The sequence below is a fragment of the Dehalogenimonas sp. 4OHTPN genome, assembly GCF_040448695.1.
Taxonomy (GTDB): domain Bacteria; phylum Chloroflexota; class Dehalococcoidia; order Dehalococcoidales; family Dehalococcoidaceae; genus Dehalogenimonas.
Genome location: NZ_CP159307.1, coordinates 1674949 through 1699104 on the forward strand (window position 1 = coordinate 1674949; position 24156 = coordinate 1699104).

The 24156-nt window shown below is 59.5% G+C and carries 29 protein-coding genes and 3 tRNA genes; 16 read left to right on the forward strand and 16 right to left on the reverse strand.

The window, feature by feature from the left end:
* Window positions 1–65 precede the first annotated feature (65 nt).
* Window positions 66–142 (reverse strand) — tRNA-Glu (locus ABV300_RS08745).
* An 8-nt stretch (window positions 143–150) separates the two neighbouring features.
* A tRNA-Gln gene (locus tag ABV300_RS08750) sits at window positions 151–224 on the reverse strand.
* 346 nt (window positions 225–570) lie between these two features.
* On the opposite strand from ABV300_RS08750, the gene rnc reads away from it, so the two are divergent.
* The 5 genes from rnc (at window position 571) to ispH (ending at window position 3349) form a co-directional block, all read left to right on the forward strand.
* Window positions 571–1299, forward strand: coding sequence for a ribonuclease III (rnc, locus tag ABV300_RS08755; protein ID WP_353714467.1), 729 nt, complete (start codon window positions 571–573; stop codon window positions 1297–1299).
* A gap of 22 nt (window positions 1300–1321) precedes the next feature.
* Window positions 1322–1462, forward strand: a complete 141-nt coding sequence (locus ABV300_RS08760; protein WP_165802727.1) for a hypothetical protein — start codon at window positions 1322–1324, stop codon at window positions 1460–1462.
* A 38-nt stretch (window positions 1463–1500) separates the two neighbouring features.
* Window positions 1501–1764, forward strand: a complete 264-nt coding sequence (locus tag ABV300_RS08765; protein ID WP_353714468.1) for an acylphosphatase — start codon at window positions 1501–1503, stop codon at window positions 1762–1764.
* Between the two features lie 92 nt (window positions 1765–1856).
* On the forward strand, window positions 1857–2504 hold the full coding sequence (locus ABV300_RS08770) for a lysophospholipid acyltransferase family protein (protein ID WP_353714469.1): 648 nt from the start codon (window positions 1857–1859) through the stop codon (window positions 2502–2504).
* Window positions 2501–3349, forward strand: coding sequence for a 4-hydroxy-3-methylbut-2-enyl diphosphate reductase (gene ispH, locus ABV300_RS08775; RefSeq protein ID WP_353714470.1), 849 nt, complete (start codon window positions 2501–2503; stop codon window positions 3347–3349). The genes ABV300_RS08770 and ispH overlap by 4 nt, the downstream gene beginning before the upstream one ends.
* A 54-nt stretch (window positions 3350–3403) precedes the next feature.
* Here ispH and ABV300_RS08780 read toward each other — a convergent pair whose 3' ends face one another.
* Both ABV300_RS08780 and ABV300_RS08785 read right to left on the reverse strand, forming a co-directional pair.
* On the reverse strand, window positions 3404–3838 hold the full coding sequence (locus tag ABV300_RS08780) for a flavodoxin (RefSeq protein WP_353714471.1): 435 nt from the start codon (window positions 3836–3838) through the stop codon (window positions 3404–3406).
* A 25-nt stretch (window positions 3839–3863) separates the two neighbouring features.
* Window positions 3864–4286, reverse strand: coding sequence for a MerR family transcriptional regulator (locus tag ABV300_RS08785; protein ID WP_353714472.1), 423 nt, complete (start codon window positions 4284–4286; stop codon window positions 3864–3866).
* 135 nt (window positions 4287–4421) lie between these two features.
* Between ABV300_RS08785 and trpS the strand changes: the two genes are divergently transcribed.
* A complete protein-coding gene (gene trpS / locus ABV300_RS08790; protein WP_353714473.1) occupies window positions 4422–5396 on the forward strand; it encodes a tryptophan--tRNA ligase in 975 nt (324 codons plus the stop codon).
* 41 nt (window positions 5397–5437) lie between these two features.
* A complete protein-coding gene (gene purU / locus ABV300_RS08795; protein ID WP_353714474.1) occupies window positions 5438–6292 on the forward strand; it encodes a formyltetrahydrofolate deformylase in 855 nt (284 codons plus the stop codon).
* A 55-nt stretch (window positions 6293–6347) separates the two neighbouring features.
* Here purU and ABV300_RS08800 read toward each other — a convergent pair whose 3' ends face one another.
* The 10 genes from ABV300_RS08800 to ABV300_RS08845 all read right to left on the reverse strand — a co-directional run bounded on the left by ABV300_RS08800 (window position 6348) and on the right by ABV300_RS08845 (window position 16302).
* Complete coding sequence (locus tag ABV300_RS08800) at window positions 6348–7271, reverse strand: VOC family protein (RefSeq protein ID WP_353714475.1); 924 nt, start codon at window positions 7269–7271, stop codon at window positions 6348–6350.
* A 24-nt stretch (window positions 7272–7295) separates the two neighbouring features.
* Entirely contained in the window at window positions 7296–7679 is a 384-nt protein-coding gene (locus tag ABV300_RS08805; protein ID WP_353714476.1) for a DUF1428 domain-containing protein, read from the reverse strand.
* A 185-nt stretch (window positions 7680–7864) separates the two neighbouring features.
* A complete protein-coding gene (locus ABV300_RS08810; RefSeq protein WP_353714477.1) occupies window positions 7865–8080 on the reverse strand; it encodes a hypothetical protein in 216 nt (71 codons plus the stop codon).
* An 83-nt stretch (window positions 8081–8163) separates the two neighbouring features.
* A complete protein-coding gene (nuoB, locus tag ABV300_RS08815; protein WP_353714478.1) occupies window positions 8164–8691 on the reverse strand; it encodes an NADH-quinone oxidoreductase subunit NuoB in 528 nt (175 codons plus the stop codon).
* Complete coding sequence (locus tag ABV300_RS08820; protein WP_353714479.1) at window positions 8688–10262, reverse strand: NADH-quinone oxidoreductase subunit C; 1575 nt, start codon at window positions 10260–10262, stop codon at window positions 8688–8690. Before ABV300_RS08820 ends, nuoB begins: the two co-directional genes overlap by 4 nt.
* 1 nt (window position 10263) lies before the next feature.
* A complete protein-coding gene (locus ABV300_RS08825; protein WP_353714480.1) occupies window positions 10264–11742 on the reverse strand; it encodes a proton-conducting transporter membrane subunit in 1479 nt (492 codons plus the stop codon).
* On the reverse strand, window positions 11742–12419 hold the full coding sequence (locus tag ABV300_RS08830; protein WP_353714481.1) for a hydrogenase subunit: 678 nt from the start codon (window positions 12417–12419) through the stop codon (window positions 11742–11744). Before ABV300_RS08830 ends, ABV300_RS08825 begins: the two co-directional genes overlap by 1 nt.
* Window positions 12416–13354 (reverse strand): NADH-quinone oxidoreductase subunit H, encoded by a 939-nt coding sequence (locus ABV300_RS08835; protein ID WP_353714482.1) that lies wholly within the window; start codon window positions 13352–13354, stop codon window positions 12416–12418. Before ABV300_RS08835 ends, ABV300_RS08830 begins: the two co-directional genes overlap by 4 nt.
* On the reverse strand, window positions 13354–15291 hold the full coding sequence (locus ABV300_RS08840; protein ID WP_353714483.1) for a proton-conducting transporter membrane subunit: 1938 nt from the start codon (window positions 15289–15291) through the stop codon (window positions 13354–13356). The genes ABV300_RS08835 and ABV300_RS08840 overlap by 1 nt, the downstream gene beginning before the upstream one ends.
* Window positions 15292–15555: 264 nt before the next feature.
* Complete coding sequence (locus ABV300_RS08845) at window positions 15556–16302, reverse strand: SIMPL domain-containing protein (RefSeq protein ID WP_353714484.1); 747 nt, start codon at window positions 16300–16302, stop codon at window positions 15556–15558.
* A gap of 107 nt (window positions 16303–16409) precedes the next feature.
* Between ABV300_RS08845 and ABV300_RS08850 the strand changes: the two genes are divergently transcribed.
* Genes ABV300_RS08850 through ABV300_RS08865 form a run of 4 tightly spaced genes read left to right on the forward strand, consistent with a single transcriptional unit; the run spans window position 16410 to window position 18531 of the window.
* Entirely contained in the window at window positions 16410–16862 is a 453-nt protein-coding gene (locus ABV300_RS08850; RefSeq protein ID WP_353714485.1) for a DUF123 domain-containing protein, read from the forward strand.
* Window positions 16863–16916: 54 nt separating this feature from the next.
* On the forward strand, window positions 16917–17516 hold the full coding sequence (gene lepB, locus ABV300_RS08855; protein WP_353714486.1) for a signal peptidase I: 600 nt from the start codon (window positions 16917–16919) through the stop codon (window positions 17514–17516).
* Window positions 17504–18067, forward strand: coding sequence for an orotate phosphoribosyltransferase (pyrE, locus tag ABV300_RS08860; protein ID WP_353715390.1), 564 nt, complete (start codon window positions 17504–17506; stop codon window positions 18065–18067). Before lepB ends, pyrE begins: the two co-directional genes overlap by 13 nt.
* Window positions 18025–18531, forward strand: coding sequence for a Holliday junction resolvase-like protein (locus ABV300_RS08865; RefSeq protein ID WP_353714487.1), 507 nt, complete (start codon window positions 18025–18027; stop codon window positions 18529–18531). Before pyrE ends, ABV300_RS08865 begins: the two co-directional genes overlap by 43 nt.
* A 48-nt stretch (window positions 18532–18579) precedes the next feature.
* Here ABV300_RS08865 and ABV300_RS08870 read toward each other — a convergent pair whose 3' ends face one another.
* Together ABV300_RS08870 and ABV300_RS08875 are read right to left on the reverse strand one after the other, a co-directional pair.
* Entirely contained in the window at window positions 18580–18924 is a 345-nt protein-coding gene (locus ABV300_RS08870) for a cytochrome c (RefSeq protein WP_353714488.1), read from the reverse strand.
* A 119-nt stretch (window positions 18925–19043) separates the two neighbouring features.
* Window positions 19044–19118 (reverse strand) — tRNA-Met (locus ABV300_RS08875).
* A gap of 467 nt (window positions 19119–19585) precedes the next feature.
* On the opposite strand from ABV300_RS08875, the gene ABV300_RS08880 reads away from it, so the two are divergent.
* The 5 genes from ABV300_RS08880 (at window position 19586) to ABV300_RS08900 (ending at window position 24142) form a co-directional block, all read left to right on the forward strand.
* Window positions 19586–20860: a double-cubane-cluster-containing anaerobic reductase gene (locus ABV300_RS08880; protein WP_353714489.1), complete on the forward strand. Its 1275-nt coding sequence runs from the start codon at window positions 19586–19588 to the stop codon at window positions 20858–20860.
* 74 nt (window positions 20861–20934) lie between these two features.
* A complete protein-coding gene (locus ABV300_RS08885; protein ID WP_353714490.1) occupies window positions 20935–21723 on the forward strand; it encodes an acyl-CoA dehydratase activase in 789 nt (262 codons plus the stop codon).
* A 42-nt stretch (window positions 21724–21765) separates the two neighbouring features.
* Complete coding sequence (gene yedF / locus ABV300_RS08890; protein ID WP_353714491.1) at window positions 21766–22344, forward strand: sulfurtransferase-like selenium metabolism protein YedF; 579 nt, start codon at window positions 21766–21768, stop codon at window positions 22342–22344.
* A gap of 118 nt (window positions 22345–22462) precedes the next feature.
* Window positions 22463–23224 (forward strand): enoyl-CoA hydratase/isomerase family protein, encoded by a 762-nt coding sequence (locus ABV300_RS08895; RefSeq protein ID WP_353714492.1) that lies wholly within the window; start codon window positions 22463–22465, stop codon window positions 23222–23224.
* Between the two features lie 69 nt (window positions 23225–23293).
* The gene (locus ABV300_RS08900) at window positions 23294–24142 is read left to right on the forward strand and encodes a 3-hydroxybutyryl-CoA dehydrogenase (RefSeq protein ID WP_353715391.1); all 849 of its coding nucleotides are present in this window, start codon (window positions 23294–23296) and stop codon (window positions 24140–24142) included.
* The last annotated feature ends 14 nt before the right edge of the window (window positions 24143–24156 follow it).

Consider the following 24156-nt stretch of genomic DNA (forward strand, 5'->3'; position numbering starts at 1 on the left):
AATAGCGGCTTCTGTCGGAGGAAGAAAAAGAACCGGTTGGATACAGGATCTTGTCTTGGCTATATTGGTAGCGCATACGGGATTCGAACCCGTGATCTCTGCCTTGAGAGGGCAGCGTCCTAGGCCGCTAGACGAATGCGCCCTGAAAACTGGCTGGGGATCCAGGATTCGAACCTGGCCAAGCAGATCCAGAGTCTGCTGTCCTACCGCTAGACGAATCCCCAGCGGTTCCGTGACGAGCGGAGGAGATTATAGCCCAAATAGCTACACCACCGCAACCGCCCATACGGTCAACCGGTGGTGTAGACCCGATTAGATTGATGCCTTTAGGCGGGGTTATGATTCATGAAACCCCAGAACAGGACATAGGAGATGCCGAAGGCCACGAAAGCCATACCGGCTATGACGGCAAGCGCTACCAGGTTATCAATCAAGCTTCGCAAGGTCCGCCTCCGAGACGTTAATGCCTATATAATACCCGCATCAGCCGTTATCGTCAAGGGTTTTAGACCTAAAGAATTAATACCATTTTCAATTGACAACCGCCGGTCGCCCGTCTATCCTAGTTGAATGGCCGACCTGGAACAAGTTCAATCCACCCTTGGCATCAAATTCAAAGATCCGGCACTTCTGGAACTGGCCTTGATCCACAGCTCCTTCATCAATGAACGCCCCGGCTCGGGACTGGTTTCCAACGAACGCCTGGAATTCCTGGGCGATGCCGTGCTTGGCCTGTACATCGCCGAAAAGCTTTACCTTGATTTCCCGAATGCCGATGAAGGCGAACTCACCCGGTTCCGCTCTCTCCTGGTGCGGCGGGAAACCCTGACCCGCCTGGCGGTCTCGCTGGACCTGGGCGCTTTCCTTTATCTGGGCCGCGGCGAGGAGCAAAGCGGCGGCCGCGCCAAGCCGGCCAACCTGTCGCGGGCTTTGGAAGCGGTAATTGCGGCGGTATACCTTGACCAGGGTTGTGACCGCGCCGCCCGTTTCATCCATCGTCTGTTTGCCGGAGAACTCGAGCGCATCGAGACGCTGGCGAGCGTCGCCGACTCAAAAAGCAGGCTGCAGGAGATTATTCAAGCCAGGTTTCAGGCGACCCCGGCTTACACAGTCGTTGATGTTTCCGATGGCGACGAATCGGCGTTCAACGCCGAGGTCCGGGTTAAATCTTCATATCTGGGTTCCGGCCGGGGCCGCAGCAAAAAAGAAGCTGAAGCCCACGCCGCCCGCCAGGCGATTGCGGCGCTGGAAAATTCTTTACACCCCGGCGGTCCTTTGTTAAACTTGGATTCGAAATAAACCATTATACGAGGCAAACGCCATGGGACAGAGAGATAAAGGCGGCCGCGAACAGAAAAAAGTCAGGAAGGACGCCTCCAAACCGGTCGTCAGCAGCCAGTTCACCCCTCCGCCGCCGCCGGTTGAAGTCATCAAAAAAGGCAAGAAACTCAAGGGCGAATAACCATCAATCGGCCGTTATCCGCATCCAAAGAAGCGGCAGTGCGCCTGATTTTCGGCGGACGGGTGCAGGGCGTGAACTTCCGGGATTTCACCCGCCGTCAGGCTGAGGAACACCATCTGGTCGGTTGTGTCAGGAATCTGGAAGACGGCACCGTCCAGGTGATAGCCGAGGGCCAGCGCCCGGACATCCTGCACTTTATTGAGCAACTGATGTCGGGGCCACCCCATGCCGCCGTCAACTCGGTGGATACCCAGTGGATCAAGCCTTCAGGCGACTTTACCGATTTCTCTGTCCGCTACTGACCCGCCCGTCAGACCCTTTCAAGTTCCCTGTCATCCAATCCCTGGATTCAGCGTTTGTTCGCCAGTGATCTTAAACGCTATAATTTAACGACATGAAGACCGCCTGGTTCTACCCGCTGGTGCGCCTGACCGCCCGGACCGCTTTCTTACTGACCAGAGTTAAAGTGACCGGCAGGGAATACTTCCCCAAAACCGGGCCGGTTATCGTCTGCGCCAATCATATCAATTCTGCTGACCCGCCTCTTTTAGGGCTGCAGGTGCCGCGCAACCCCGTCTTTTTCTTGGCAAAAAAAGAACTTTTTCACAACAAGTTTTTCGGCCGCGTCCTCAGAGGCTCGGGGGCTATTCCTCTCAACCGGGCCGGGGTTTCCGGCGGCAGCATTAAGCTGGCGCGTCAGGTCCTCGACCATGGCGGCGCCCTGATTATCTTTCCGGAAGGCAAGCGCAATCCCGACGGCCGGCTTTCCAGCGCCCAGCCCGGCGCCGCTTACCTCGCCGCCTCGTTCGGAGTGCCCATTGTTCCGGCTGCCATCACCGGGACGGAAACGGTCAGCGGCCGCTGGTGGTTTTTAAAAACACGCACGGTGACCATTGCTTTCGGCCGGTCTTTCCGGCTCACCGAAGCGGATGTGCAGATTGAAAAAGACGATCTCGGCGGTCACGGGGACCGGATCATGGAGGCCGTCGCCGAACTTTTACCGCCGTCATACCGCGGAGTTTACGGTAACGTCCGGCAATGAGGATTGAACGCGCCGAAGGCCTGGGTTTCTGCTTCGGCGTCAAGCGTGCCCTGGCGATCCTGGAGGACGTCGCCCGTCAAAAAGGCGGCGTGGAAACCCTTGGAGCCTTAGTCCATAACCAGCAGGTCATGTCCCGTCTAAACGGTCTGGGAGTCCGTGTCGTCAAAGACGTCGCCGAGATCGCCGGCGATACCGTCGTTATCAGTTCCCACGGAGTCGGGCCGAAAGTGTTGTCCGCCATTAAATCTAGAGGCATCGGCATCGTCGACACCACCTGCCCCTTCGTGCAGCGCGCCCAGACGGCAGCCCGCCGCCTGTCGGAGGCTGGTTTCTTTACCGTTATCTACGGAGATGTCAACCACCCGGAGGTAAAGGGTATCCTGGGCTGGGCCGAAGGCAAGGGCATCGCCACCCTGTCGGCTGGCGACCTCGATAAAATCGAGCTGCCGCGGCACATCGGCCTCCTGTCCCAGACCACCCAGGTGCCGGCGCGGTTCATCGACTTCGTTAAGACGATTACGGAACGGGCACTGGTTAAAGACGCTGAACTCCGGCTGGTGGACACCGTCTGCCACGACATCCGGCAGCGCCAGGCCGCCGCCCTAGACCTTGCGCGCCGGGCTGACCTGATGCTGGTCATCGGCGGGCACCACTCGGCCAACACCCGCCATCTGGTGGACCTGTGCTCGCCGCACACCGAGACCCACCTGATAGAGACCGCCGCCGAGATCAATTCGGGTTGGCTTGCGGGCAAAGACCTTATCGGCGTCACCGCCGGCGCCTCGACCGCGCCTGAGACTATCGATGCCGTGGTACGCCGGTTGGAAAAACCGGCTCCCCGGTAATTGCTAGGAAACCTGAAAAACGGCTTTGCCTCGGTTCTTGATACCGAATCCGGCTCACCCGCCCTGAGCCACCGCGATTCCGAGTTGCCGGGCGCGTTCCTGTCTATCGGAAGAAGTCATGCTGGCCAGCAGCCAATCGCCGGCTTTCTTCCATCCGAAATACTTGGTGAACATATCCAGAGCAACGGCGCTCCCGGCGGCGTCCGTTCCGTGACAGATGACCGCGGCGAAAGGCAGGCCGGGCTGTATCTTGGCTCTCTCCGGCCACAGTCTCTCGAACATTGTTTTAGTCTCCCCGGCCAGTGACTGGAAAGGCTGGGGCGTCACCAGGATGAAGGCGTCGTGTCCGGCCAGGTCCGGCGCGGTCGTCTCAGCGACATTCTTGACATCAGCCTGACCGCCGGCCTCGGCGACTCCCCTGGCCGCCGCTTCAGCCAGGGCTTTGCAGTTGCCGGTGAAAGATTGGAAGGAAATCAGGACTTTACTCATTTTGATGCTTCCCCTTTCGATAAATTCAGATCACGTGATGCTGCGGCGGGCAGTGGATCGGGCAGGATTCTACGGCGCACTCGCGGCATTTCGACACCATGCTGATGGCTTCTTCCCGTTCCAGGCATTCAGCCTGAAGCTGGGCTATTTTCTGCCGGCTGCGTTCCGCCTCAATGTTCAGGACTGATAAAGTCTTTTCCACTCTTTCCGCCCGAGACGCGTCTTCAGACACCCCGAGCAATCTCTTGATATCTTCAAGTCCCAGCCCGACATGGTGCAGGCGCCGGATGATCTTCACGCGGTTGACGTCCCGCTCGTCATAGAGTCGCATCCCGCCGGAGGTCCTGGCCGGCGCGCCCAGAAGCCCCTTTTCTTCGTAAAAACGGATGGTTCTGGTTGAAACGGCTGCCCTTTTCGCCAGGTCCCCTATCTGATACAGTTCCGTCATACGATCTCCTTGTCCGGTGCGGAGTTTAATATAATTTAACGTAACTGTCAATCAGTGACGTAACGTCAATTTCCAGGTTTGAGGGCTTTTTGGCCCTGTGTTACAATGACCTCTCGTTAAGGAGACTCATTCCCGATGAAAAAGCGCGTCTTTTCCGGTATCCGGCCCACCGGCCGCATCCACCTGGGCAACTATCTCGGCGCGGTGCAGAACTACGTAGCCATGCAGGACGAGTTTGAATGCGTTTACTGCGTGGTGGACATCCATGCCCTGACCACGCTGGAGGATACTCACCTGCTCAAAGACAACATCCGGGAGCAGATGATAGACCTCCTGGCCGCCGGCCTCGACCCTTCAAAATGCACTCTATTCGTCCAGTCCCACGTGCCGGAGGTAACCGAACTGTTCACCCTGCTGGGCATGGCGACGCCACTTTCATGGCTGTTGCGCGTCCCGACCTTTAAAGAAAAGGTCAAGCAGCAGCCGCAGAACGTCAACTACGGCCTGGTCGGCTACCCGGTGCTGATGACCGCCGATATCGTCCTCTATAAGGCCGAGGTCGTGCCCGTCGGCGAGGACCAGCTGCCGCACCTCGAGCTGGCGCGGGAGATCGTCCGGCGCTTCAACGACATCTTCGGCGAAACCTTCCCTGAGCCCAAAGGCCGCCTGACCAGCGTGCCGATGGTGGTCGGCCTGGATGGCCGCGATAAAATGAGCAAGTCCTTGAACAACCACATCGAGCTGGCGGCTACACCCGAGGAGACGATGAAAAAGGTGATGAGCGCCGTCACCGATCCGGCCCGGATGAGACGCGCCGATCCCGGACACCCCGAGGTCTGCAACATCTATAAGCTGCATAAGACCTTTACGCCGTCCGCCGTGGATGAGATCGCCCAGGGCTGCCGCACTGCCTCGCGCGGCTGCGTCGAGTGCAAAAAAGAACTCGGAAATGCTATCAATGAATATCTGGCGCCGTTGCGCGCCCGCCGCGCCGAGATCGCCAAGGACCAGGGCTATATCAACCGGGTGATTCAAGAAGGCGCCGAAAAAGCCCAGGCCATCGCCAAAGTGACCATGGTCGAGGTCAAACAGCGGATGGGACTTCTGTAGGGCACGGCGCTCCGTGTCCTGCCGTGCACGATGGACTTAACATGACATCAGCTATACTCAAGGTCACCTGTCAGGACAAAAAGGGGATCATCGCCGCGGTGTCCGGATTCATCTCCGAGCGCGGCGGCAACATCATCACCCTGGATGAGTTCGTCGACCGCGCATCAAACACCTTTTTCATGCGCGTTGAATGGGACGTCCAGGATTTCTCTATCGAGCGTAAGGATATCGCCGCAACCCTCGAGGTCCTCGCCGCCGCCGGCAGCTTCAGCGGGAAGTGGGAATTATTCTTTTCCGATATCAGGCCGCGGATGGCCGTCTTCGTCTCCAGATACGACCACTGTCTGTGGGACCTGCTGCTCCGCCATCGGGCCGGGGAACTGCGCTGCGACATCCCGGTTGTCATCAGCAACCACGAAGACCTGAAGCCCGTCGCCGATTTCTTCGATATCCCTTATCGAGTGGTACCGGTGACCGCCGACACCAAGGCTCAAGACGAGCGGCGGCAGATGGACATCCTCGGCGAATTCGCCATCGATTTCGTCGTCATGGCCCGCTACATGCAGGTCTTAAGCGAGGATTTCCTGTCGCGCTACCAGAACCGCGTCATCAACATTCACCACTCGTTCCTGCCGGCTTTCGAGGGAGCCAGGCCTTATCATCGCGCTTTCGAGCGGGGAGTGAAGGTCATCGGCGCCACGGCGCATTTTGCCACCGCCGACCTGGACAAGGGCCCCATCATCCACCAGGCGACGCTGCCGATTTCCCACCAGGACACTGTCGATGACCTCATCATCAAGGGCCGCGACATTGAAAAGCGGGTATTATGTGACGGCGTGAAACTCTATATCGCCCGCCGGGTCTTCGTCCACGGCAACCGGACTATTATTCTGTAGCTAATGCGTAACCGTTCGTGGTGAGCCTGTCGAACCATGAACCTGCAGGCCGCAGCTACTTGCCTGCCGCCGCCTTGAGCGCCGCGACGTCTATCTTCTTCATCTGAAAGAAGGCTTTCATCACCCGCTCCCGCTTCACAAGGTCAGGATCCTGCAAAACATCTTTCATCCCGGATGGGACAATCTGCCAGGATACGCCGAATCTGTCTTTGAGCCAGCCACAGGGTTGTTCCTCGCCGTCTTCAATCAACCTATCCCAATAGCGGTCGATCTCCGCTTGGTCCTTGCATTCCACCATGAGTGAAATTGCTTCGTTGAAGGTGAATTGATGCGGTCCGGCGCTGTCCATGGCGGCGAACCATTGGTTCAAGATCATGAAGTCGGCAAACATGATCGTGCCTTGTTTGTCCGGCTCCTGGCCTTCGCCGTAGCGGGCGGTGGTCCCTCGCCTGGAATCGGGAAATACCGAGCAGTACAATTCGATAGCCTCTTCCGCCCGGCCGGCGACTTCGCCCACGAACAAGAGTGAAGGCACAATGAAAGGCCGTTCTTCCCCGCCGGGATTGGACATGATGAGCTGCCAGGAGACGCCGAACTTATCCTGTATCCAGCCGTAACGTTCGGAGAACGGATACTTGCCAAGGGACATGAGCGCCGAGCCGCCGGTCGAGAGTTTCTCCCACAAAGTATCCAGACGCTGCCTGGCTTCGGGATCTCTGGACGGATCGAAATTCAGGAAGAACGACACCGCCGGGGTGAATTTGAATATCGGGCCGCCGTTTAAGGCGATGAATTTGAATCCCTCGATCTGGAACTCGACTGTCATCACCGAGCCTTCTGCCATTCCCGAGACCTTAGCCCCTTCTGCTCCGTAGCGAGTAAGGGCGCCGGCACTGGAGTTTCCGAAGACCGATGTGTAGAAGGCTGCGGCCTCCTCGGCATTATTATCGAACCACAGGTTGGGAGTTATTTTCTGCATTCAGCTTCCCTCTAAGGACTAAAATTACGCCTCGACGATAACCCGGAATCCGCCATAGGCCGCCCTTTTCATGTCGTAAGGCATCTGCTGCTGTTCTGGTGCGTTCATAAATGGGTCCTTCATGACCTTGGCGTTGACCTCGTCGCGGTCCTGCCTGGATTTGAAAACGATGTAGGAAAAGACCACTGTGTCTCCAGGTTTGGCCCCTGCCATCTTAGGAAAAGTGATTCCAACCATCTCGGGCGGCGTACCCTCGGGTAGTTTCGGGTTAAGGTCATCACCGATAGTTTCCACATATTCCAGCGCGCCGTATTTCTTCCAGACCTTGCCGGCTTCCTCGGCCATTTTCCGGTAAGCCGGTAGTTTCCCTTCGGGGACTACAATAACAAATCCGTCTACGTACCTCATCCAAGGACTCCTTCCTGCAACGAAATTCCGGGCGCTATTTGTCCTTTTCCATGTCCCACGGAGACATCAGCTGAAAATAGTTGCCGTCCGGGTCGGCGAAGGTGGCGATTTTTTCGCTTTCCCTCCTCGATTTGGGCAAAGGGACTTCCTCACATGGATTATATTGAGATGGATGTGTTCTCGTTTTACCTGGAGCCCAGGTAGTAATGCCACTCGTCGGCTCTTTCGATTTCTGCTTGCGCCAGGGTGTTGGAATCTATGCCAGGCAGCGGTATTTGGAAACCGCCGGCAACCGGCAATGTTAGGGTGAAATTGGAATACGCCTGAAGCTCGGAGGCAGGCTGGCTGCGCCTTTCGCTCACCGCGGTGGCGATACTTTTTACCGGATGGCTGTCGTTCATCGGATTTCTCGTAATTTTATACATCTGCTGGAAGACAAAATAAATAGGTATTTCTACGTAATTTCACCCGGAAATTCACCAATTCAGAGTGAGCGCTTTTTGATGGCTCGCATAAACGCCAGCAGGCCTCGGATAATGTCGGTCGGTGTCGGCGGATTGCCTGGGATTTTGAAATCCACCGGAAGGATTTTGTCGGCTGCCCCCAGTACGGCATATGAATCTCTGACCAATCCGGTGCCGCAGGCGTCGTCGCCGACGGCGATAACCCAGCCCGGCTGGGGCATGGCCTCATAGGTCTTGCGCGCCGCTTCGGCTATGTTCAGGGTAACAGCCCCGGTGACGATGATGACATCGGCGTGGCGCGGCGAGGCGACAAAACAGACGCCGAACCTTTCGACGTCGTAATACGGTGTGCCTAAATTGTTCAACTCGATTTCGGCGGCATTGTCCGACCCGGTATCCAGTTCCCTGATTGCCAGGCTTCTGCCGAAGACCCGGTCGATCTCCCCCTTCAGCTCGAGTCCGATTTTTTCGAACTCCGACTCATTGAACACCAGCGCCGCCGCGCGTTTAGGTCCCAGGATGTTGCCGATAATTTGCGAAAGGCTCATAGATCGTTCCCGGCGTATGACAGATTCATGCTCTTGTTGATCAGCGGAAAGTCCGGCACGATGTTGCCGATGACCGCATGCTCCATCGCCAGCCAGTTGCTGAATGAAGCGGTGCGCGCCTTCCACCGGTCCAACCGGCCGTTTTTGAAAAAGACCCAGTGCAGGTTCTGGCCTCTGGCCGCTTCGACCGCCGCGGCGGCGTAACCGCTGCCGGGACGGCATTCAGCCCGCACCGGGCCGGTCTCCTCCAGGTTCACCGCATCGCGGATGAGCCGCAGGGACTCCTCGATCTCGCCGGCCTTGACCTGGAAACGCCCCAGCACATCCCCCGCCTCGTCGGTCTGGATTTCCGGCTTCAGCTCCGAATACAGTCCGTAGGGGTGGTCAATCCGGTTGTCGATGCGGGCACCGGAAGCCCGGGCCACCGGCCCGGTCAGGTTCAACGGGGCTATCAGTTCCGGCTTGACTATCCCGGTCGTCTCCAGCCGGTCGATGACCCAAGCGGAGTTGTAAATGTCGTCGAGCGCGGCGTCGAAACGCGACAGGAAGCACTCGGCGTATTCGTGGAGGTCTTCGAGGAAGTCCATCGGGATATCGCGGCTCACCCCGCCCGGGACGATAAATCCTTTAAGAAAGCGCGATCCAGTGAGTTCGGCGTTCCAGCGCAGTATCTCCTCCCGAAGGATGAAAAATGGGGCCGCGCCGGTCGGATAAGCTACGTCCACTACCATACCGGCCAGGTCGCCCAGGTGGCTGTAGATGCGCTCCAGTTCAAGAGCCGCCGTCCGTAGCTCCCAGGCGCGCCGGGGTACAACGGTGCCAGCGACGCGTTCGATGGCCATAGCCAGGCCGCAGGCGTTGGCTGCGCTCTCGTCGCCGGAGACGCACTCCGCCAGCTGCACCGCCGCATTGGCCTCCCGGCCTTCGGCAAGTTTCTCAAGGCCGCGGTGCTTCCAGAAGTGGCGCGTCTCCAGGTTGAATATGGTCTCGCCGATGACGCTGAACCGGAAATGTCCCGGCTCGATGATGCCGGCGTGCACCGGCCCGACCGGTATCTGGTAGATGCCCTCACCCCCGAACTCCCTGAAGGCGTATTCGCGCTCCGGGGTGATCCTGGCCGGGACGACCTTGCCACCATCGAACGATTTCCGCAGCGGGTGGCAGCCGTCGGGATAAACCTCGTGCAGGAACAGCCGGCGGCGGTCGAAGGCGCCGTCGAACTCGATGCCGAAGCCGTCTGACACCTCCCGCTGGTAGTAGCTGGCAACAGGGAATTCGCTGGCGATGGACATACCGCGGTTGCCGGGCAGCCGCACCTCCAGGATGAATAACGCCGGGGCGCCCCGCTGCTCAAAGGCGTAGAAAAGGGTGAAACCCGGAGCCCCGAAAGCCTCGGCCGCCCACAGCCCGACAAGGACCACGCCGGGCTGCCTTTTCAGTTCCTCGGCCGCCTCGACCAGGGCTACGACGCTGATCGAAAGGTATCCCGTGCCGTCTACCCCGGTGCGGCTTCGCCCGTCGAAGCCTTTGGCGACAAGGTGGCTTTCAATGATTGTCATCAGTTCTGCCATATTACCCCTGGAAGCCCAGATCGGCGATAATTACCTTCAAGGCATCACCCAGCCAGCCGGGCAGCCACACCCCCAGCGCCACCAGCAGTACCAGAGAGGCGGCTATCGGCAGCCGCATCGCCGCGGGTGTGTCATAGCGTTCCATCCCGGCATCGCCGCCCTGGGTGAAAGCCCTGATCAGGTAGAAGCCAAAACCCGCCGCCGCCAGCAGGAACGCCGCCAGGACGGCAACGAACAGCGGCAGCGCCTGAGTCGCCGCAGCGACCAGGATGTTGAATTTGGCCAGGAACACTGGGGTGAGCGGCGCGCCGATGGCCGCCGCCGAACCGATGACCAGTCCCCAGGCCGCCAGCGGCTGCAGCCTGAATGGATCCTTAATGGCAAAAAACTTGTTGGAACCGTACTGCCGGTGGAAAATGCCGGCGGAGAAAAAGAGCAGCGCCTTGACCAGGGCGTTGCCCGCCTTGTGGAACAAGGCCCAGAAAAGGGCTGCCGGCGACCCGAGGCCGAAAGCCAGCAGGATCAGGCCTGACTGCTCTATGCCGGAGAAGGCAATCAGTTTCTTGGTATTCGTCCGGGAAATGAGAGCCAGGGCGGCCAGGAACAGGCTGGCGGTGCCGAAGGCTACCAGAAATGGATTAAGAAAGGCTTCGTCGCCGGCCCGGTGGCCCAGGGCCAGCAGCCGGAGGATGGCGTACAGCCCCAGGTTTAAAACAGCGCCGGAAACCACGGCGACCACTGAAGGCGCCCGGACATAGACCGTCGGCAGCCAGGTATGGAACGGCGCGATAGCCGCCTTGGCCCCGAAACCGATAAACAGAAAAACGAAGGCGAAGGTGTACATCCGGGGTTCGATGGAGGCCGCGGCGTCCATAAGGTCAGTCCAGTTGAGCGTGCCGCCGGGGACGACCTCCCTGGACAGGGCGAACAGGATGATGATGCCCACGAAGGCGAACAGCATCGCCGTGGACGTGACGAAGACATATTTCAGCGCCGCGGTGATGTTTTCCCGAGCTTTCAGGGTTACCACCAGCACCACCGAAAAGAGGGTGGACAGCTCGGCAAAGATCCACAGCAGCGCCAGGTTATTGGACAGAAAACCCATGACAATGACCAGCGGCAATAAAGCGAAAGCCCCGTAGAACAGACCCAGCAGGGAGCGCTCGATCTCACCCCGCTCCAGAAGCGAGCCGACATAACCCCGGGCGTATGTTGAGGCCAGTAAAAACAGCGCCGAAGTAATGACCGCCTCGTAAGCGCCCAGGGTATCGGCCATAAGATAGCCGTTATCCATGAAGAAGCGCGGCAAGCCGGAAGCCGCCAGCCAGATTGATAACCCGAGATAAATCACCGCTTCGCCGAGGATCAGGCTGTTGAGCCGCCGGCCGTCGCCTCCGGGCTGAAACCGGCCGATCAAGAAGGCCGCGGCGGCGGCGATCACCGCCGGGACGGCATAGCCGAATATAATCAAGCTGTCCATCAGTCTTCGAAGTCCAGACCCAGCTGGTTCAGGCGCTTGTGGAAAGCCTCGACGGATGAGTCGATGCCGAAAGCCAGCACCGCCGAAAGGACGATGATCATCAACAGGTCAATGATGATAAGAACTTCGATGATAAAGGGCATTTCGGCGATGAACATGGAAAACAGCAGCACGCCGTTTTCCATCGACAGGTAGCCGATAATCTTGGTGATCACCTTGCGCCGGCTCATGATCACCATCATGCCCATGAGCGCCAGCGACACACCGATAACCGCGCCCAGGATGAACAGGCGGGATACCTCAAGCGCCGGCGAAAGGGCGCTGAACGCCTGATAGACCACGAAGAAAAGCCCGGTCGAAAGGATAATCGATCCGATGGGCGTCAGGTAATGAAACTCCAGGTCGCGCTTGATCGGCATGACCGCCAGCAGCCGCCTCAGGAAAAAGGGAATAATTATCACCTTCGAGGCGACGGTAAGTACCGCCATGAACAGCAGGCTGGCTGTACCCTCCCGGGTAAAGAGCGCCAGCGCTACCGCCGCCAGAATAGCCGACTGGGCGGCGTAGATTGAAAACAGCGAGACTAAAGAACGCTGGGTGATGATCAGAGCGGCCGAGCCCAGCACCAGCACCAGCAGTATTTTTATAAAGTCGTCGCCGATGATGAGTTCGTTCATGCTAAAAGCTCGAAGACGATAGTCACAAAAGAGAAAAACAACGCCAGCATGAAGAAGCTGGGCAGCCGGAATAAGCGGATCTTAGCCATTAGCGACTCGAAAACGCCGATGACCGCCGCCAGCGCCAGGGCTTTAAGTCCGAAACTAAGCATTGAAACGGCGATGGCCGGCAAGGTCGCCTCGGCTGCCAGGCCCCAGGGGAAAATAATATTGATCAGGATAGCCATCAGCACCGTTTGCTTGACGCCGTAGGAAAGTTCCATCAAAGCCAATTTCGGTCCGGTCTGTTCCAGGAGCATCGCTTCATGGATCATCGTCAGCTCCAAGTGAGTCTCGGGGTTGTCCACCGGGATCCGCGCCGTCTCGACGATGAGAACGATGAACAGGGACATGCCGATAAGGATAAGCGTCGGGTACTGCGCCAGCGAGGCGCCCAGAACAGCGGCGAACATCTCGGGAATGTCGGTCGTTTTGAGTACAAACGCCAGGGCTGCCGCAGAAGTGATGGTCACCGGCTCGATAATGGCCGAAAGGCTCATCTCGCGTGATGAACCCATGCCCCCGAAGGTGGAGCCGGCGTCGAGGCCGGCCAGCGCCATGAAGAATTTGGCCGAGACCAGAAGATATAAAAACAGGATGACGTTGCCCGGGGCGCCCTCAGCGGACGGCAGGAACACCACCGGCACCATCGCCGCCGCCGCCAGCAGGAAACCGATATTGAGGTACGGCGCCAGGCGCATGATGAATGAAGTGTTCTGGGAGTAGATGATTTCTTTCTTCAGAAGTTTGGCCAGGTTGTAGTAGCCCTGGAGCAGCGGCGGGCCGACGCGCCCCTGGCTCAGCGCCTTGACCTTCTTGATCGCCCCGAGCAGCAGGGGAGAAATGGCGGTGATGAAGCCGATATTCAGGACGGCATACAGCAGGTATTCCGCCATTACAGCCACCTCCCTACCGCCAGCAGCAGGATGACAATGACCACGAAAGCATAGAGGACGAAGGCGTCAAGGTCTACGTTATGCAGCCGGGAAACAAATCCGGACAACCGCTGGACCAGCCTGGCAGCCGGTAGATAAATGCGCTCTTCGAAGAACTGCAGCGTGTGGATCTCGCCCGAACCCCCGGTGACGATGGATTTGTCCCTGTCGGCATACTCCCGGCGCAGCGACTTTCTGGTTCTGAAGATCGGGCTGAATATGGTGACGATCGGCTCGGAAAAGCCGGAGGCGGTATATTCCATCTTGCTGTTCTGACGGTGGATGCCGCAGCCCCAGGTCTCAGAGAGGCGCACTCTCGACCCGGAACGCCGCACCAGGAAGACCGCCAGGCCGAAGATCGCGCCGGTGACGGCGGTCACCGGCAGCAGGTCGATCAGCGGCAGGTCGAAGCCGGCGGCTCTGAATATCTGGGCGCTGAAGATACCCAGGACCACGCAGGCGGCGGCCAGTATCCCCGGGCCGATGAGCATCGCCCGGGGCGCCTCGACGGCTTGCTCCGCTTCTTTGGACCGCGGCAGCGCCAGAAATACGGCGCCGAAAGCTTTCACGAAACAGGCGGCGGCCAGGGCGCTCATCAGGGCAAAGGCGGCCAGGGCGGTGAATAAAAGCACCGCCGTCAGCGGGCTGGGCACCTGGAAAGCCCCCAGATAAGCCTGGAATAGCATCACTTCGGAAGCGAAGCCGTTTAAAGGCGGCAGGGCGGAGATGGCGGCGGCGCCGATAAGGAAGATGACCGCTGTGGCCGGCATCCGCTTCACCAGCCCGCCCATTTCTTCGATGTTGCGGCTGTGGGTGGCGGCCACCACCGAACCGGCGGTCATGAACAGCAGGCTCTTGAAGACGGCGTGGTTCAGGGTGTGGAATAATGCCCCGAAAAGCGAAAGGTCAGCCAGGGCGGCAAGCGAGTAGTGGCTGAAGATGACGTATAGCCCCAGCCCGATGACAATGATGCCGATGTTCTCGATGGAGTGGTAGGCCAGCAGCTTTTTGAGGTCGTGCTCTTTCAGAGCATAGATGACTCCCAGAACCGCCGACACGATGCCGAAGACCAGCAGCACCGTACCCCACCACAGTTCGGGCGAGAGCACGTCCAGGAGTATCCGAACCAGGCCGTAGACCGCCACCTTTATCATCACCCCGGACATCAGCGCCGATATATTCGAAGGCGCCGCGGCGTGGGCGAAAGGCAGCCATTTGTGGAAGGGCATGACCCCGGCTTTGGTACCGAAGCCGATGAAAAAGGCGCCGAAGATGAGTCCGGCGGCGGCTGGAGAAAGGTCGGCGGCGCCGATGTTGAAGGTTCCCGTATATCGATGCAGCAGGAGAGCGCCCAGGAGCAGAAAGAGCGTCGAAAACTGGGTCATCACCAGATAATAGACCCCGGCTTTGGCCGTCTCGGCTCGGTCGCGCTCGTAGAGGACGAGGAGGAGCGAAGATAGAGACATCATTTCCCAGAAAAAAATGAGGGCGAAGAAGTTAGCCGAAGCCGCGACCAGCCCCATCGAAAGGATGAACACCGCCATGGCGGCGGTTAAAAAATCCCGCTGGCGGCCGCCGGCGCCGTGCTCGATGTACTTCAGGGAATAAACGGCGGTGCACAAAGCCACCGCGGCAATGATCAAGCAGAAGAAAGCCGACAGCCGGTCCAGGTGGAAAGCGAAAGCCAGATCCGGCGCCAGGCGGTAGAGGGTGAAATCAACCGCGGCGCCGTCGGCCAGGACACCCGCCGAGGCCGCCATCCAGGCGACCGTGCCGGCGATGACCAGCGCCAGCGCTGCCTTCCGCCGCCCGGCGCCGGAGTCCCCGCCGCCGATGACGCCCGCCGCCGCCGCCAGCAGCATGAGCCCTGCCCCGCCGAGAAAGAGCGCCTGTATCACCTTGTTTTAATGTCCATTGGGCAGAAAAGCAAAAGGAAGTCCCGCGGGACTTCCCCTCCGTTCTCCCCGGTCAGCCGGCCGGTATGTCGTCGCTGTTGATGGGAATTATTCTATTCGCCCCGGCCGTGAAGTGTCAAGGACATCGAGCCGAAAAACCCCGAAAGCAACCGACCGTTTCTGAACCCTTCGTCGAGGGGTGAAGTCGCAAAAAGAGAGGGCGGCCCCTCGGATGAAGGGCCGCCCTCTGCCTGAAGGGAGGAGGCGCTAATTGATGTTGTAGATGACCTGCACGGTGACCACGATCTCGCTCTCTCCGGCCAGGACAGGGGTGACTGAACTCTCAGCGCCGGCCTTGGAATCAATGGCCATCGGCGGGGTGACCCGGCCGCCGCCGTAGGTTGAATCTGATACGAAGCTGACCGAACCCAGGGACACGCCGGTGACTCTGGCGATCTGCTCCGCCTTCGCCTTGGCATCCAGAAGAGCCAACTCGCGGGCCTGATCCATCGCCGCGGCGGTATTGTCGACTGAGAAGTAGATGGTGTTGACCCTGACCGCGTTGCCGGCCGCCGCCACCGCGGCGTCAATGACCTTGCCGGCGTTGGCAACCACCCGCACCTTGACCTCTACGGTATTGGTTACCTGGTAGGCGCGGATGGTGCTGCGCCCGGTCTCTTTGTCATAATCGTAAACCGGGTAGATGTTGAAACCCTGGGTCTTGATGTCCTTTTCAGCCACGCCCTGCGCCTTGAGCGCGGCCACCAGGGCATCCATAGCGGAGGCGGCTTTCTGGTTGGCCGCCGCCAGGGTGGCATCCTCAACCTGAACGCCGAGCGACAGGTTGGCGGTGTCCGGGGTGACGGTAACCTTGCCTTCGCCGTTGACCCAGATGCCCACCTGCTGGGTGGTGTTGATCAGATTGCCGGACTGGGCCGCGGTAAAGCCCATCGCCCCGATGCCGAGCGCGATCACCATGATCGCCGAGACAGCTATGATAGCTCCCTTTTTCATCTTTCTTTCTCCTTGTCTGTTTTCACTGGTTTCAATAAGGTATAACGGCAGCGCCGTGCAAAGGTTAGCAGTACCGTTTTCGGCAGCCTCCTGATACTATTGGTTTAATGAAGGGACTCTACATCATCCTCCTGGAACTTCCACAGTCCGCCGCCGTCCGCGCCCGTCGCCGCGCCTTCGCCCTGGAACCAGGCTTTTACGCCTACGTCGGCTCCGCCATGAACAGCCTGGAAGCCCGGATCGCCCGCCACCTGTCGCCGGACAAAAAACGGCACTGGCACATTGACTACCTGCTTGAACATGCCATTGTCCGTTATGTGCTGTCAGCCGAGTCGGATGCCGATCTTGAGTGCCTGCTCGCCGGCGGTCTGGCCGATGCCGCGGTCATATCCGGATTCGGCTGCTCCGACTGCCGCTGCCGGTCGCACCTCTTCTTCAGCCCCGACCTCAATGATTTGACATCTCGGGCCTCCGGAGCATTCCGGGCGGCGGGTCTCGATCCTCGAACGGTGAGGATAAGTGATACTCAGCTTCAACGATCGCGTGCTCAGGGCATCTGAGGTTGTTGACCGGTAGGCCTCGGCTGTTATAATAGTGCGGGTTCAGGAGACATTTTGAAAACACTCAAAGCCGCTGTTATCGAAATCGCCTACATCCTCGGCGGCGCGCTTATCATCTTCGTTCTTTTCCAGTTCACCTTGCAGAACTCCATTGTTGACGGCACCTCAATGGAGCCGAACCTGATGGACGAGGACCGGCTGCTGGTCAGCAAAGTCAGCTATGCTTTCGGCGAGCCCCAGCGCGGCGATATCATCGTCTTCCCTTCGCCTTACGAAGACGGGCGTGAGTTCATCAAGCGCATCATCGGCCTGCCCGGCGAGACGGTGCACATCGTCTCCGGCACCGTTTACATTGACGGCACCGCCATTGAAGAGCCTTATCTGGTCAACCGCGACCAGCGCAGCTACCCGGCCGTCACCATCCCCGAAGGCCAGTATTTCGTCCTCGGCGACAACCGGCCGGTCAGCCTGGACTCGCGTCAGGGCTGGACGGTCAGCCGCGACGACGTCCACGGCAAAGCCTGGGTCGTTTTCTGGCCCCTCGGCAGCTTCGGCGGCGCCCCGAATTACGGCTTCCCGGAGACCGCTGCCCTGCTGTTGCCGCTGGCGTGCATCCCCCGCCGGTTGAAAGGAAGCGAACCATCGAAAACGTAGAAGAGTTATTCATCAGTTCCGGCGCCGTGCTCAAGGGGCACTTTTTGCTTACTTCCGGCCTGCATTCGCCGGTCTACTGGGAGAAATTCCGTATTATCGAAAATCCCGCGGCCGCCGTACCCCTGTGCCGTATGATCGCCGATCACTTCAAGGGCCGGGGCATCGAACTGGTCGTCGGACCCACCACCGGCGGCATTATCCTGGCATTTGAGGTCGCCCGCCAGATGGGTTTACCGGCGGCCTTCGCTGAAAAAGTCCCTTCCGGCGAGCGGGAGTTCCGCCGCGGCTTCAAGATCGCCCCCGGCCGGAAGATACTGGTTGTCGACGACATCCTGACCACCGGCAAGAGCATCCGGGAGGTCTTTGAGGCGGTTAAGAAGCATCGGGGTGACATCGTCGGCGTCGGCGTGCTGGTTGACCGCTCGGAAGTCCCGCTGGACTTCGGCACCCAGTTGTACTCCTGCCTCCGCGCCGCCACGCCGGCGTTCCAGCCTGAGGCTTGCCCGCTATGCCGGGCCGGGCTGCCGCTGATCAAGCCCGGGAGCAGCTAGTGGACACGGCGCTGGTCATTGCCGCCGCCGTCCTCGGTGCCTTTGCCGTCATCTATCTAAACTATTATGTCATCCGGAGGCGATTTGAGTCGCGCTTCCGTGAGTGGCAGGTCCAGGAACAGGCTTACTGGAAGTCGGAAGTGCTCCGCGCCTCCAGACAGGCGGTAACTCAGAGCCGGGCGGTTCTGGGAGGTAAATTCACTGAACAAATGGCGCCGTTTCTGCCGGAGTTCAAATACGACCCCACCGAGGCCCGCTTCATCGGCAGCCCTATCGACTTCGTCGTCTTTCCCGGCTTGTCGGCCGGCGACCCCAGAGAGGTAGTTATTCTCGAGGTTAAAGGCGGCGTCAACTGCCAGCTCACTCCATCGGAACGGAAGATCCGGCAGCTGGTTGAGGACGGCATGGTCCGCTGGGAACTGATTGAACGTCCCTGTCCGCCGGATTCAGGAAACCCGGTTTAACTGAAGCGGGAGGGAACATCCGCCCCTCCCGCTTTCCGATCCTGATGACTAGTGAGTTTCCTGGAACAGGTAGGCCGCCAACTGCCGCTGGGCATCCGGTCCAAGGTCCTGGGCGGGATAGTGATCAGCGATGCGGTCGTACAATGACGGCGCGCTGCTGAAAGCCTTGATCGTGTCGGAGTTCGGCCGGATATCCGGGCCCAGACCGCCCTCGCGGTTCGCCCCGTGGCAGAAGGCGCACTGGTCAGCGTAAAGCTGAGCCGTGCTGGCCACGGTCGTGAACGGGGGGTTGCTGGTGGTCGTGCCGCCGCCGTTGGTGGTGCAGGCAGAAAGCCCGATTGCGCCGATGATGACCAGAACCAGGAGTGCCGGGATCATTTTCTTGCTGTTCATCTTCTGCTCCTTCATTTTCGGGAACTAACCCCATTGTATAACAGCATTTTGGGAAGTCGTTAAAACCGGCGCAGCCAGCTGTAAAGGAGCTGGTCAGGAGCGATGAGAAAAGAAGTAATTGGTGCCATCGGGTAGATTTGAACTACCGACCAAGGGCTTATGAGTCCCCTGCTCTGCCGCTGAGCTACGATGGCATACAGATTGCGATAACCGGGAAATCATTCTATAATCCGCCGCCTCAGCCTGTCAATCCGAGGCTCTTACTAGTTCCAAAGTCCTAGTTCTTTTTGACCTCGAGCGGCGGCCGGCGTATAATTCGGCGGTAATCATTTGAAAATCCCCGCTAAAAGGAGGTGATAAGCATGTCCAGGACGCCCTTCCACCGCCGCACCTGACGGAACCTTTTCGGCGCGGGTGCCGCGCCCGGGACTGCTTACGCCTCCATTCCGTCGGTGTTTTTGGCTAACTAGCCGGACACTTCCTCAGTTGCATTACGACGTGCGGAGGCAAATCCGCCGTTTTTCTTTTTACGGGCTTCTCAGCCGCGATTGGAATCTTCGGCCGCAGTCCCTCGAATGTGAGTTTGTCCTTGCGAGTTTGGTTTGCCGTTACGGCCAACCGCGGCAATCTACCAGGTTAGAAAACATTGAGAGGATTTGACATGGTTTTAACCGAAAACGAACAGATGTGGTCTGAACTGGGCATCGACCTGGCCTCCCACGGCCAGTTAATGAACGCCCTGGGACCGATCTACCAGGAAATTTACCTCGGCCAGAAGAACCGCCCAAAGGGCATGGGCTTCTACGACTTCGTCGTCGGCGACATCCACGGAATAAGGGTCAAGGAACTGCGGGAGCACGCCAAATCCGGCGGCAAAGTCGTCGCCACCTATTGCGTTTTCGTGCCGGAGGAGTTCTGCTGGGCATCTGGCGCCATCCCCATCAGCCTGTGTGCCGGCACTGCCTTCTCCATCCCCGCCGCCGAGGAAGTGCTGCCCAGAAACACCTGCGCCCTCATTAAATCTTCCTTCGGCTTCAAGCTGGGCAGGCTCTGCCCCTACGTCCAGGTTTCGCATCTCATCGTCGGCGAGACCACCTGCGACGGCAAGAAGAAAATGTTTGAACTTCTCGCCGAGCACCAGCCGGTCTACGTCATGGAAGTGCCCAACAAGCGCGGGCCAGCCGGCCGCGCCCTGTGGCAGCAGGAAGTCCGCGACTTCAAAGCTAAGATCGAGGAACTGACCGGCAACCGGATCACCGCCGAAAACCTCGGCGAGGCCATCAAGAAGGTCAATGCCCGCCGCCGCGAGTTCAAGCGTTTGTCGATGCTTCGCGCCGCCGACCCCGCCCCCATCTCCGGCAAGGACGCCCTCCTCGCCACTCAGGTATCGATGTACGACGACGTCGAACGCGAGACCCAGATCATGAAAGCCCTGAACGAGGAACTAGAGGAACGGGTGAAAAACGGCGAGGGCGTCTTCCCCAAGGGCGCCAAGCGCATCCTCATCTCCGGATCGCCTATGGCCATCCCCAACTGGAAGCTGCACCACATCATCGAGAGCGCCGGGGCGGTGGTCGTCGGCGAGGAGTCCTGCACCGGCAGCCGATTCTTCAACGAGCTGGCGCCCGAGGGCATTACCGACCTCGACGAGATGGTGACCGCTCTGGCCGACCGCTACTTAAAAACCAACTGCGCCTGCTTCACTCCCAACTGCGAGCGCCTGGACGACATTATCGGCATGGCCAAGACGCTCATGGCTGACGGCGTCATCCACTACAACCTGCAGTTCTGCCATACCTACGCCAACGAAGCCATCCAGGTGGACAAAGCCCTGGAAAAGGCCGGCATCCCGCTGCTGCGCATCGAGACCGACTACTCCGACGAGGACGCAGGCCAGCTTAAAACCCGCATCGACGCGTTCCTGGAAACGTTGTAGTGTTTCTTCCCTTTTGAAAATGGGGACTAAGGGGGATCTAGAATGCCGGGATGCAGAAATCGAGGTCGTGTTAGATGATCACCGCCGGCCTTGACGTCGGGTCCCGCACCATCAAGCTGGTGCTGTTCGCCGATGGACACATTGTCCACTCCGCCGTCGCCGACAGCGGCCTGAAGCCCGTCGACCGCTGCCGCCGGCTGCTCGACAGCCGCTCGTTCGATAAACTGATGGTGACCGGCTACGGCCGTGATTTGGTGGCGCCGGGGCTTTCCGGCGCCACCATTTCTGAGATCTCCGCGCAGGCGGCCGCTGTCCGTTTCCTCTACCCGGACGCCTCAAGCGTCATCGACATCGGCGGCCAGGACTCCAAGGTCATCCGGCTGTCGCCAAACGGGGTCCAGAAGTTCGAGATGAACGACCGCTGCGCCGCCGGCACTGGCAAGTTTTTGGAGATCATGGCCCGCGCTCTCGAACTCTCGATCGACGATTTCGCCCGTACCGCCCTCAACGCCCAGCGCTCGGTAACCCTCAACTCGCTCTGTACCGTGTTCGCCGAATCCGAGGTCGTATCGCTCATCAACAAAGGGGAGGACGCCCACGCCATAGCCCTCGGCCTGCACCAGGCCGTCGCTTCCCGTGTCGGCTCGATGGCAAAAAGGGTGGGCATGGCCGACAGGCTAATATTCTCCGGCGGCGGCGCTAAGAATCCCTGCCTGGTCAGGTTGCTGGAGGAGAAACTAAGCCTTAAAATCACCGTGCCGGAGGAGCCGCAAACCACCGCCGCCCTCGGCGCCGCCATAATCGCCTCTCTCCAACCTCCCTCTCCCTCGACGGGAGAGAGACCAGGGGTGAGGGTGCCGTAGCCAAACGATCCAGGACGATACGAAAACAGGAGATAGAAAATTATGCCCGAAGTAATCGACGCCCGCGCCAAGCCCTGCCCGCAGCCCGTTCTGCTGGCCGCCGAGGCTCTCAAACGATCGGATGACGTGACCGTCATTGTAGATAACGCCGGTTCACAGCATAACGTCGTCAAGTTCGGTAAAACCCAGGGCTGCGGCGTCTCGGCGGAGATCAAACCCGACGGTATCTACGTCCGTCTGACCAAAACGGCCGCCACTCCGAAACCCGAACCGGCGAATGCTACGGGAATCGTCATCTTCATCGGTTCGGACGTCATCGGCCGCGGCGAGAATACTGAACTCGGCAGCCTCTTGATGCAGAGCTTCCTTAACACCCTCCAGTCCCTGCCCGGCCGCCCCGAAACCATCATTTTTATGAACAACGGCGTTAAGCTGGTGACCCAAGGCTCCCACGTTTTGGGCGAACTCAAGCAGCTTGCCGACTCCGGCATCGAACTGCTGGCCTGCGGCACCTGCCTGTCACGGCTGGGACTGGCTGACAAAATTGCGGTGGGGCAGGTCTCCAACATGTTCACCATCGCCGACACCATGCTTCGGGCGGCGAAAGTTGTCAGCCTGTAATATCTCCTCTCCCGCGGCCTCGCGGGAAAGGACTAAGGTGAGGGCTGCAGCTTGCCTTGACCCGCTATCCCTCGCCTGTTACAATGCCGCCGTCTGAACGCTCGTTCAACGGAATTACATGACGATAGATTTCACCACCGACGGCGCCATTGCCGTCATCACCCTGAACCGCCCCGAGGCTTATAACGCCCTTGATCTGGCGCACCTCCGCGCCCTTTCCGATGCCGTCGCCCGCTTCGAGGCGGATCCCAGCCTCCGGGTCGCCGTCATCACCGGCACCGGCAAAGCCTTCTGCGCCGGCGCCGACATCGGCGAAACCCTGCCCTTGATGAAGGAAAATGGCACTAAAAGCCTGCCGCCGACCATCATGCGCGGTCAAACCTGTTCCAAACCCCTTATCGCCGCCATTAACGGTCTTGCCCTGGGCGGAGGGTTGGAACTGGCTTTAGCCTGTGACCTGCGCGTCGCTGGCTCGCAGGCCAAGCTCGGCCTGCCCGAAATCGGCCTGGGGCTCATTCCGGGTTGGGGCGGCACCCAGCGCCTGCCGCGGCTCATCGGCGGCGGCCGGGCGGTGGAGATGATCCTCACCGGACGTGCCATCGACGCCGCAGAGGCCGAGCGCATCGGCCTGGTCAATAAGGTTGTCCCGGACGGCGAGGTATTGGCCGCCGCCCTGGACACAGCCCGCCTCATCTCCGAGAAATCGGCGGACGCGGTCCGCTTCGCCAGAGAAGCAATGCAAAAAGGCTTCGACATACCCCTCGCTGAGGCGCTCGACCTGGAAGCGGCCCTCGAAGACGCCGCCCTCCAAACACCGGGCTTCAACGATGGTCTCAACGCCTACCGGGAAAAACGTCGAGCGCACAAAAACAAATCCTGATACAAAAATATCGAAAAAGCCTGTCGAATCCATGAACGGCAGATATCCGGGTAAGGAGAATAAATGCCAATCAAAAAAGTGGGCGTGGTTGGTTTCACCGGGGTCATGGGTGCCGGCATCGTCCAGCTCTGCGCCCAGTCCGGCTACCAGGTTGTCGGTTTCAGCCGCAGCCCCGAACGGATGAAAAAAGCTTTGGCCACCATTGAAAAACACCTCTCCCGGCTGGTGGAAAAAGAGAAGATCACCGCCGATGAGCGCCAGGCTGTCCTTGCGCGCATCGCCACCGCCGATACCATGACTGCCTTGGGCGACTGCGACCTGGTCATCGAAAGCGCCGTCGAGAACATGGAACTCAAAAAAAGCATCTTTGCCGAGATGGATGCCGTCTGCCGCCCCGATGCCATCCTGGCCACCAACACCTCGTCGCTGTCGATCATTGACCTGGCCATGGCGACGCGGCGCCCCAATCAGGTCCTCGGCCTGCATTTCTTCAACCCGGCGCCCCTGATGCCGCTGCTGGAGGTGGTCAAGACCATCGCCACCTCCGACGAGACGCTGGCGGCCGGCAAGGCCTTCGGCGAAAGCCTGGGCAAGACCATCATCGTCGCCCGCGACGCTCCCGGCTATATCGTCAACACCCTGCTGATTCCATACCTGTTGAACGCTATCCGCATGCTGGACCGCGGCCAGGCCGCCCGCGAGGATATCGATACCGCTATTAAGGCAGGCCTGAATTACCCCATGGGTCCGCTGCAGGTGGCGGATTACATTGGCCTCGATGCGCTCCTCTTCATCGCCAATATCATGTACGAGGAGTCCAAGGAGCCGCAGTACGCCGCGCCGCCCCTTCTAAAGAAGATGGTCACTGCCGGCTGGCTGGGGCGCAAGTCCGGCAAGGGCTTTTACGAGTACCGGTAACATCAGCAATTTGG